At 60.4% G+C, this 10,241-nt stretch carries 8 protein-coding genes and 1 pseudogene; 1 reads left to right on the forward strand and 8 read right to left on the reverse strand.

The features are described 5' to 3' along the window. From F8N44_RS20800 to F8N44_RS20840, 8 genes and pseudogenes are all read right to left on the reverse strand, one after another. Window positions 1-255: pseudogene (locus F8N44_RS20800) on the reverse strand (ribulose-phosphate 3-epimerase); the annotation flags it as partial. A 114-nt stretch (window positions 256-369) separates the two neighbouring features. After that, window positions 370-1,518 (reverse strand): iron-containing alcohol dehydrogenase, encoded by a 1,149-nt coding sequence (locus F8N44_RS20805; protein WP_150651628.1) that lies wholly within the window; start codon window positions 1,516-1,518, stop codon window positions 370-372. Window positions 1,519-1,909: 391 nt separating this feature from the next. Next, window positions 1,910-2,734 (reverse strand): ABC transporter permease, encoded by an 825-nt coding sequence (locus tag F8N44_RS20810; protein ID WP_016772909.1) that lies wholly within the window; start codon window positions 2,732-2,734, stop codon window positions 1,910-1,912. A 12-nt stretch (window positions 2,735-2,746) separates the two neighbouring features. Then, complete coding sequence (locus tag F8N44_RS20815; protein ID WP_150651629.1) at window positions 2,747-3,994, reverse strand: ABC transporter permease; 1,248 nt, start codon at window positions 3,992-3,994, stop codon at window positions 2,747-2,749. A gap of 194 nt (window positions 3,995-4,188) precedes the next feature. Further along, window positions 4,189-5,232, reverse strand: a complete 1,044-nt coding sequence (locus tag F8N44_RS20825) for an ABC transporter substrate-binding protein (protein ID WP_150651630.1) — start codon at window positions 5,230-5,232, stop codon at window positions 4,189-4,191. 48 nt (window positions 5,233-5,280) lie between these two features. After that, entirely contained in the window at window positions 5,281-6,405 is a 1,125-nt protein-coding gene (locus F8N44_RS20830; protein ID WP_150651631.1) for an ABC transporter ATP-binding protein, read from the reverse strand. A 348-nt stretch (window positions 6,406-6,753) separates the two neighbouring features. After that, window positions 6,754-7,395 (reverse strand): response regulator transcription factor, encoded by a 642-nt coding sequence (locus tag F8N44_RS20835; RefSeq protein WP_174245090.1) that lies wholly within the window; start codon window positions 7,393-7,395, stop codon window positions 6,754-6,756. A 115-nt stretch (window positions 7,396-7,510) separates the two neighbouring features. After that, window positions 7,511-9,907 (reverse strand): PAS domain S-box protein, encoded by a 2,397-nt coding sequence (locus F8N44_RS20840; protein WP_150651632.1) that lies wholly within the window; start codon window positions 9,905-9,907, stop codon window positions 7,511-7,513. A gap of 73 nt (window positions 9,908-9,980) precedes the next feature. On the opposite strand from F8N44_RS20840, the gene F8N44_RS31840 reads away from it, so the two are divergent. Then, window positions 9,981-10,241, forward strand: a 261-nt coding sequence (locus F8N44_RS31840) for a DUF3530 family protein (RefSeq protein WP_224794802.1), incomplete at its 3' end; no start/stop codon positions are given.

A 10,241-nucleotide genomic window follows, 5' to 3' on the forward strand; every position in this document is an offset into this window, starting at 1 on the left:
GCCGGCCTCGATGAAGTCACCAACGATGCGATCCACCGGGCTGACCATCAGGTGCGCGTCGATCGGCGCGGTAATGCCGTACTTGCGCAATGCCGCGCAGACCATCGGACCGATGGTCAGGTTAGGCACGTAGTGGTTGTCCATGACGTCGAAGTGGACGAAGTCGGCGCCAGCGGCGAGAACGTTGTCTACTTCCTCGCCGAGGCGGGCGAAGTCGGCGGAGAGAATCGACGGAGCAATTACGAAGGGCTGCATGACGCACCTTTTCTGAGCTAAATCACGATGGCGCGCATTGTATACCTCAAGTTTCCAAGCGCGCACCGTGACCGCGATGATTGGGTTGTGCCATGACGGAGGACCGGCGCTGACTCAATAAGCCGCGCGGTAGATCTTCTCGATGTCCACAGCGCTGAGTTTGCGCGGGTTGTTGCGCATCAGACGCTCGATCCCCGCCGCTTCCACGGCCATCGCCGGGATTGCGTCTTCCGGGACACCGAAACTGCGCAGGCCGGCAGGAATTTCTACCGCTGCGCACAGATCGGTCATCGCTTGCACAGCTTTGTCTGCCGCTTCGGCTGCACTCAGATGAGCGGTCTTCACCCCCATGGCTTCGGCGATATCCTGCATCCGCTCGACGCAGGCCATCTTGTTCCAGGTCATGACATACGGCAGCAGCAAGGCATTGCTGACGCCATGGGCAATGTTGAAGCGCCCGCCCAGCGGATAGGCCAGCGCATGCACCGCGCCGACCCCGGCATTGCCGAACGCCATACCGGCCATCAGGCTGGCGGTGGCCATGTCTTCGCGCGCTTGCAGGTTGGCGCCGTTGGCGTAGGCCTTGGGCAGGGCTTTGGCGATCAGCTTGATGGCGCCGAGGGCCAGCGAATCGGTGATCGGCGAGGCATTCACCGACAGGTAGGATTCGATGGCGTGCACCAAGGCGTCGACGCCACTGGCTGCGGTGACGCTGCGTGGGCAGGTCAGAGTCATCTGCGGGCTGACCAGCGCGACATCCGGTAATAGAAAGTCGCTGACGATGCCTTTCTTCAACTGCGCGACTTTGTCGGAAAGGATCGCGACGTTGGTCACTTCGGAACCGGTGCCGGCGGTGGTCGGAATGGCGATCAGCGGCGGGCCTTTGCGTGGCACCTGGTCAACACCGAACAGATCTTCCAGTGCGCCGTGGTAACCGGCATACGCAGCGACACTCTTGGCGATGTCGATGGCGCTGCCGCCACCGAGGCCGATCAAACCGTCATGCCCGCCTTCGCGGTAAACGCGCATGCAGTCTTCGACGATGGCGATTTCCGGGTCCGGCAGTACGCGGTCGAAAATTTCGTAATCGCGCCCGCCGAGTTGCACCAGCGCCAGCTCCACCGTGCCGGATTTGACCAGCGCGGCATCGGTGACAATCAGCGGATTGTCGATATCCAGGCGTGTGAGTTCGGCGGCCAGTTGTTCGATGGCGGCAGCGCCGGTGATCAGTTTATGAGCGATTTTGAACTGGGACAGACTCATCGTGCGCAGCCTCTTATAGATGTGGGAGCTGGGCACAAGATTAGCTGGGGATTTGGGGTTGTCTGCTATTCAGGTGGTGAATGACTCATCGAGCGCAAGATCAACAGCCCCTCACCCTAGCCCTCTCCCGGAGGGAGAGGGGACTGACTGAGGTGAATGTGAGAGGTACACCGACGTGTGATACCGAGTCGAACTCAGGTTTTGAAAAGCACAACGATCTGCTCCCTTCCCCCCGAAGGTAAAAAGACTGACCGAGGTGGATGGAGGAGATACACCGACGTGCGATGCCGAGTCGAACTCAGATTCTGAACAGCACGAATATCTGCTCCCTTTCCCCCTCGCCCCCCTGGGGGAGAGGGCTGGGGTGTGGGGGTGGCTTTTGATCTGGCCGTTAAACCTGAGCCGTACGCAGTTTTTCGCTGCGGCCGCGCAACCATTCCAGGGTCAGCAGCAGAATCACCGAGAAGGCGATCAGCAAAGTAGCCGCAGCCGCAATCGTCGGACTCAGGTTCTCGCGAATCCCGCTAAACATTTGCCGAGGCAACGTCGCCTGCTCAGGCCCTGCAAGAAACAACGTCACCACCACCTCATCAAACGAAGTCGCAAACGCGAACAGCGCCCCGGAAATCACCCCCGGCGCAATCAGCGGCAAGGTCACCCGACGAAACGCCGTCAGTGGCGAAGCACCAAGACTAGCCGCCGCACGCACCAGATTGTGGTTAAACCCCTGCAACGTCGCCGATACCGTGATGATCACAAACGGCACGCCCAACACCGCGTGCACCACGATCAACGAGAAGAAGCTGTTGCCCAACCCCAGCGGTGCGAAAAACAGATAGCTCGCTACACCAATGATCACCACCGGTACCACCATCGGCGAAATCACCAGCGCCATTACCAGCGATTTACCGGGAAAATCCCCTCGAGTCAGGCCAATCGCCGCCAGCGTACCGAAGATCATCGCCAGCACCGTCGCCGCCGGGGCGACGATGATGCTGTTCTTCAGCGCGCGCATCCATTCCGCCGAGGCGAAGAAGTCGTGGTACCACTGCAGCGAGAAGCCCTGCAGCGGATAGACCAGAAAACTACCCGAGTTGAACGACAGCGGAATGATCACCAGCACCGGCAGAATCAGGAACAACAGAATCAGGCCGCAGAGAATCCGCAGGCTGTAGAACCACACCCGTTCAATGGGCGACATGTAAGGACTCAGCATTTCGAATTCCCCTTAGCTCAGGCGCAGGCGACTGGCGCCGACCAGCCAGCTGTAAATCAGATAAAGCACGACCGTCGCCAGCAACAACAGCCCGCCCAGTGCGGTGGCCATGCCCCAGTTGATGCTGGTGTTGGTGTAGAAGGCGACGAAATAGCTGACCATTTGATCGTTCGGGCTGCCGAGCAGCGCCGGGGTGATGTAGTAGCCGATGGCGAGGATGAACACCAACAGGCAACCGGCGCCAACACCGGCGTAGGTCTGCGGGAAGTACACCCGCCAGAAACTGGCGAACGGATGGCAACCGAGGGAAATCGCCGCGCGCATGTAGGTCGGCGAGATGCCTTTCATCACGCTGTAGATCGGCAGGATCATGAACGGTAACAGGATGTGCACCATCGAGATGTACACGCCGGTGCGGTTGAACACCAGTTCCAGCGGTTTATCGATGATGCCCATGGCCATCAGCCCGCTGTTGATCAGCCCGCCCGATTGCAGCAGCACAATCCATGCGGCGACGCGCACCAGAATCGACGTCCAGAACGGCAGCAGGACCAGAATCATCAGTAGGTTGCTCTGCCGCGATGGCAGGTTCGCCAACAGGTAGGCCAGTGGGTAAGCCAACAGCAGGCAGATCACCGTGATGACCAGGCCCATCCAGAACGTGCGGGCGAAGATGTCGAGATAGATCGCCTGATCCGGAGTGGCCGAGGCGACTTCGCCGAGGTCGTCGATGCGGTGATCGACTGCCGCCAGCAGGTAATACGGGGTGATGCTGCTGGTGTTGCGTTTGACCGCTTGCCAGTAGGCCGGATCGCCCCAACGTTCGTCGAGACCTTCCAGGGCTTCTTTATAAGAGGCCGGTTCGCTGGCAAACGGCAGCGCCCGGGCAGTTTTGGTCAGCAGGCTGCGGTAGCCGGCCAACTCCATGTTCAAGCGCTTGGACAAATCGCCCAGCGTCTGGTTTTTACGCGCTTCGGCGAGGTCTTCGCCGGCGGCTTTGTAGACCGGTTCAGCGGGCAGGCCACGGCCGTCCCAACTGGCGATGGCCGCCACGGTGCGCGGCATGCCGCCGACCACTTCGGGGTTGCCGACGCTTTTGTAGAGCAGCGCCACGATCGGCACCAGAAACACCAGCAACAGAAACAGCACCAGCGGCGCAATCAGCGCCTGAGCCTTCCAGCGGTTGACCCGCTCGGCGCGCTTGAGCTTCTGCTTCAAGGTGGGGCTGTTGCCCTCGTTCAGGGGAACGGCGATGGCCATGACGTACTCCGCAAATCTTTGATCGTTACAGAGGTGACGAACCACCGCTGTTGTGTTGAAACACAGCTACCTGTGGGAGCGAGCCTGCTCGCGAAGAGGCCAGCACATTCAACATCTATGCTGGCTGATCTACCGCTTTCGCGAGCAGGCTCGCTCCCACAGGGGTGGGCAAGCCCACCCTCACCAGATTCGGGTTATTTCGCAGCCCAGGAGTTGAAGCGCTGCTCCAGTTGCTCGCCGTTGTCAGCCCAGAAGCTGACGTCGATCTGCACCTGGTTGGCGATGTTTTCCGGGGTGGTCGGCATGTCTTTCAGGACGTCCTTGGCCAGCAGCGGTACGGCCTGGGTGTTGGCCGGGCCGTAGGCGATGTTTTCCGAGTAGGTCTTCTGCTGCTGCGGCTGTACCGAGAAGGCGATGAACTTCTTCGCCGCTTCCGCACGCTTGGCGTCGAGACCTTTCGGGATAGCCCAGGCGTCGAAGTCGTAGATGCCGCCGTTCCACACCACTTTCAGGTTGGATTCTTTCTGCACCGCTGCGATGCGACCGTTGTAGGCCGAGCTCATCACCACGTCACCGGAAGCGAGGTATTGCGGCGGTTGTGCGCCGGCTTCCCACCACTGAATGCTTGGCTTCAGCTCATCGAGTTTCTTGAACGCACGATCCTGGCCACCCTTGCTCGCCAGCTCTTTGTAGACGTCTTTCGGCGCTACGCCATCGGCCATCAAAGCGAATTCGAGGGTGTACTTGGCGCCCTTACGCAGGCCACGCTTGCCCGGGAATTTCTTGGTGTCCCAGAAATCCGCCCAACTGGTTGGTGCGGTTTTCAGCTTGTCGGCGTTGTAAGCCAGTACGGTCGACCAGACGAAGAAGCCCACGCCGCACGGCTGAATCGCGCCTTTGACGTAGTCTTCGGTTTTGCCGAACAGTGCCGGATCGAGTTGCTCGAACATGTCTTCGTCGCAACCACGGGACAGCTCTGGCGATTCAACTTCGACCAGATCCCACGACACGCTCTTGGTGTCGACCATGGCTTTGACCTTGGCCATTTCGCCGTTGTATTCGCCGGCGACGATCTTGCCGTTACCTGCCGCTTCCCACGGTGCATAGAAGGCTTTGACTTGCGCCGCCTTGTTCGCCCCGCCAAACGACACCACGGTCAAATCCGGGCCAGCGGCCATTGCGCCTGCCGCACCCATCAGGCCCAGGGTCAGGGCGGTGAACTTCAGGGATCTCAACATTTATTGTTCTCTCCACGTGCAGGGTTGGTGTTGGTATTGCCGGGGCGATTAATGCGCCTCTAGAAGTGGATCAAGCGCGCGAACGTGCTCGACCTGCCAGCCAAGCGGAACCACGTCACCGACGGCGAGCGCTGGATCGAGCTCGGCAATCGGTTGTTTCACGAAGAAGTCGGTCTTGCCACAGACTTCCAGGCGCACCCGGACGTGGTCGCCCAGATAGATGAATTCCGCCACCCTCCCTGAGAAGCGGTTAATGCATTGATCGCTAGAACCGTTGAGGCTGACGCGCTCCGGACGGATCGACAGGGTCACTGGTTCGCCGGTCTGGCCGACATTGACCGCCAGCGCCTCGACCTTTTCGCCACGGCCCAACTCGACCACGCAGCGCTCGCCGCTCTGGCTGAGCAGGCGGCCGTTGAGACGGTTGTTCTCGCCAATGAAGTTGGCGACAAAGGTGTTTTTCGGTTCTTCGTAAAGGGTGCGTGGTGGGGCGATCTGCTGGATTTCGCCTTGATGGAACACCGCGACGCGATCGGACATGGTCAGCGCTTCACCCTGATCGTGGGTCACGTAAACCACGGTCACGCCGAGGCGCTGGTGCAGGTGTTTGATTTCCATCTGCATGTGTTCACGCAGTTGTTTGTCGAGGGCGCCGAGGGGTTCATCCATCAGCACCAGCTGCGGTTCGAACACCAGCGCGCGGGCCAGTGCCACACGTTGCTGCTGACCACCGGACAACTGCGCCGGGTAACGCGAGGCGAACGCGTCGAGTTGAACCATGCTGAGGACTTTCTTCACGCGGTCGCTGACATCACTTTTGTTCAGGCCACGCACGGTCAGCGGAAACGCGAGGTTTTCCGCCACGGTCATGTGCGGGAACAGTGCGTAATTCTGGAACACCATGCCGATGTCACGCTTGTGCGGCGGCACGTTGTTGATCGAGCGCCCGGCCAGCAGAATCTCGCCAGCGGTCGGTGTTTCGAAACCGGCGAGCATCATCAGGCTGGTGGTCTTGCCGGAACCGGACGGCCCGAGCAGGGTGAGAAATTCGCCTTTGCGGATGTCCAGGTTGAGGTCTTTGACGATCAGGTTCTCGCCGTCGTAGCTCTTCTGCACTCCACGAAAGCTGACCAGCACATCACTGGCCCCTGCGTTTGTATCGACCTGGCTCATACCCACACCTTTGTTGTTGATGACTGCTTGTGGGTTAAGCCTAGTGGCTGCTGACAGGCGCGCAAATCGGGGCGCAGGAGAGAATCGCCTCAGCCGGATGGAAGGTTGGGGGTAGGGATTGCCCTACAGGGATGGCGCTAATGGATAAGGCCGTGACAAGCGACAAGCTGCGAGCCACAAGCAATGGCAAAAACGCGTGTCGCTTAGGGATATGCGCACAATCCGGATCCAAAGCAGATCCCTTGTGGGAGCGAGCCTGCTCGCGAATGCGGTGGGTCATTCAGCTTATTCGGTGACTGTTACACCGCTTTCGCGAGCAGGCTCGCTCCCACAGGGGAACAGTGCTGATCAGAGAAGTTTGTGTTCCATCGCGTATTTGACCAGTTCGGCCAGCGAGGTGATGTTGAGCTTCTGCATCAACCGCGCTTTGTGGGTGCTGATGGTCTTGCTGCTCAGGGCCAGTTGCTGGGCGATATCGTTGACATTGGCACCCTGGGCCAGGCGCTCGAACACCGAAAACTCGCGTTCAGACAGCAATGAATGCAACGGCCGCGCATCGGTCAGGCCGACTTCGAAGACCATGCGATCCGCCAGATCCGGGTCAATGTATCGCCCACCCGCCGCGACTTTACGAATGGCGGTGAGCAACAGCGCCGGATCACTGTCCTTGGTCGCATACCCGGCGGCGCCAACCTTCAGCGCCCGCGCGGCCATCTGCGCTTCGTCGTGCATCGACAGCACCAGAATGGCTGGTGGATTGTTCAACGCACGGATGCGCGGGATCGCTTCGAGGCCATTGACGCCGGGCATGGAGATGTCGAGCAAGACCACTTCGCATGGCACGCTACGCAAGGTCTCGAGCAGTTGCTCGCCATTGCTCGCCTCGCCCACCACTTGCAGATCCTTGGCCAGGCCGATCAATTGCTTGATGCCCTCGCGGACGATGGTGTGGTCTTCGGCTACCAGTACACGGATCACGGTTTTCTCCATTGTTCGAATTCAGCACCAGCATCATTCGCGAGCAAGCTCGCTCCCACATTGGAACGCATTTCTCTGTGGGAGCGAGCTTGCTCGCGAAGAGGCCAGCGCAGACACCACAAAACCCTCAGACCTCATTCACCGGCACCCGCACCATCAGACTGGTGCCCTCCCCCGGCTCGCTCTCCAGCGTCAACCGCCCGCCCATGATCAGCACCCGCTCACGCATGCCTACCAGTCCAAACGACGTTGGCCGACCGGCAGCGGCGATAAATCCTACGCCATCGTCACTGACGGTCAGACACAATTCATCGCCTTCCAGCGCCAGCGTCAGTTCCACAGTATGCGCCTGCGCATGGCGCATCACATTGGTCAGCGCCTCCTGGAGGATCCGGAACAGGCCAATCGCCTTGGCATCACTGAGCGCCGGAAGATTGTCCGGCACCTGCACGAGACACGGAATCTGCGTCCGCGCCTCGAACCGTCGCGCCTGCCATTCGATCGCCGAGGCAATCCCGGCATCGAGAATCGGCGGACGCAGCGCGGTCGCCACATCGCGCACCAACTGGAACAACTGCGCGATCAAGCGTTTCATGCTGTTCAGCCGTTCGTTCAAACCTGGATCGAGTTGCGCGTAGGCCAGTTCGCACATCGAGGTTTCCAGCTTCAGCACCGTGAGCATCTGCCCCAATTCATCGTGAACCTCACGAGCAATGCGCGCCTTCTCTTCTTCACGCACGCTCTCAAGGTGCGCCGACAGTTCGCGCAGTTGCTCACGGGAGGCGGCCAGCTCCAGCTCGATACGCTTGCTCTCGGTGATGTCCCAAACGATGCCGTCCCACACGTAGGCGCCATCCTCCAGTTGCCGGGTGATCGCCTTGATCTCGGCCCAGCGCTGCTCGCCCTGACGCGTGAGGATTCGGCCCTGCCATGACCAGTCGCTGTCGGTGTCCAGCGCCTGATCCTGAGTGCGGTGGTAACTGGCCTTGTCATCCGGATGCACCAGACTGCGCAGGCCCATGTCGCGATGAGCGATAACGGCCGGCGCGTAGCCGACCAGACTTTCGCTGCCTTCACTGATATAAGCAAAGTCGATCTGCCCGGTCACCGGCGCGCGCTCCAGACGGAACACCAGCCCCGGTACGTTGGCGGCGATGCCTTGCAGACGCGCCTCGCTTTCCTGCAACGCCGCCAGGGCGCGACGGCGTTCGGTGACGTCGGTGAGGTAAACCACCAGATACTCACTGTCACGAAAACGCAAGAAACTCAGCGAGACATCCGCCGGCAAAACACTGCCATCGGCACGCACGCAACTGGTCTCGAAACTCAACGGCCCTTCTTCACTGGCGCGCGCGCGCTTCCACAGGTTGAGCCAGCGATCCATGTGCAGGCCCGGCTCGAAGTCGATCAGCGGTCGCTCGATCAACCCGCCCGAGGGGTAACCGAGCATGACTTCGGCTGCACGGTTGGCGTAGCGCACATGGCTGTCCCAGTTGACCCAGAGGATGCCGACGGTGCTTTGATCAATGGAGAACTGCGTCAACCGCAGCGCTTCTTCGCTGGCCGCGCGCAAGGCGATGTCTTCCCGGGCGGCCAGCAGTCGCTGTTCGAGGCTGTGCTGTTGGCGGCGCTGCCAGAACACGATCGCGACACAACTGAGCAGCATCACCGCGAACAACAGACTAAGGTTCTGCCAGAACCCCGGCGACTCCGACAGTCGTGGATATTTCGGTTGCAGCCATTGATTGTGCAGTAGCTCGAGATCCTTGGCCGGGATCGCGCGCAGCGCACTTTGCACGATGCCGGCCAACTCTGGCCAATCGCGGCGCGAGCCGACTCGCAGCAGTTGCGGCAGGCCGATATCGCCGACCACCACCAGTTCGGCGAACTCCGGTTCTACCGACAAGCGTCCGAGCTGCGCCTCATCGACCACGGCGTAAGCGGCCTGCTGACTCAACAGCAACTGCAAGGCCTGACGTTCGAGCGGCACGCCTTGCAGGTTCAGATGCGGATAGTTGCCGCGCAGATAGTCGGCGGTGGTACTGGGCATGCGCACAGCAACACGGACCTGGCTATCGAGTTTCTCCAGATCGACCACGCCACTGGCTTTCTGATCGCTGACGACCAATTGCGGCACGCGCATGTACGGATCGGAAAACTGCCACAGACGCAGCGCACTCGGGGTTTGACTCAGGCCCGGGGCGATATCGATCTCGCCCTCGCGCACGGCGGTTTCCAGTTGCGTGAGATCCTGAAAGTTGCGCCAGCTCAGTTCGACATTGAGCGTTTTCGCCAACAACTTCATCAATTCGACGTTGGCCCCGGACAACCGTTGCAGGCGCCGGTCGTATTGCGCATAAGGGGCTTGCAACACCAAGCCAACGCGCAATTCATTGTGATGCGCCAGCCACTGCTGCTGGCTCGCCGACAACTGTGCGAGATGTGACGGCGGCGCAGGCGCCGCCCAGCCCATCAAGGGAAACCACAAACAGCCGATAACCCACAGGCAGCAAAATCGCTTCATTGAAGTCTCATACACTGACAAATTCTGACCAACCCATTAGGCTGCCGGGATACTCTCTGGCCTGGAATAACCGATGCCCTCTGTCTACCGCCTGGCAATGCCAGCATTGTGCCTGTCGCTGATTCTGCCTTGTGCGTTTTCCGTCGAAGCCGCCGATCCGGGACCTGCCGCCACCGCAGAAAAACCGGCCGAAGAAAAACCCGCCGAACGCCAGCCACTGCTTGAGCGTAGTCAGGAAGAAGCCGCCGCACTGCAACGTAAGGTCCCGGCGCAAGAACAGCAACAATTACAGGCCGGCAGCGACACCTTTCTCGCCCTGTGGAAACCGGCCAAC

The sequence above is a fragment of the Pseudomonas fluorescens genome (assembly GCF_902497745.1).
Classification (GTDB): Bacteria; Pseudomonadota; Gammaproteobacteria; order Pseudomonadales; family Pseudomonadaceae; genus Aquipseudomonas; species Aquipseudomonas fluorescens_BM.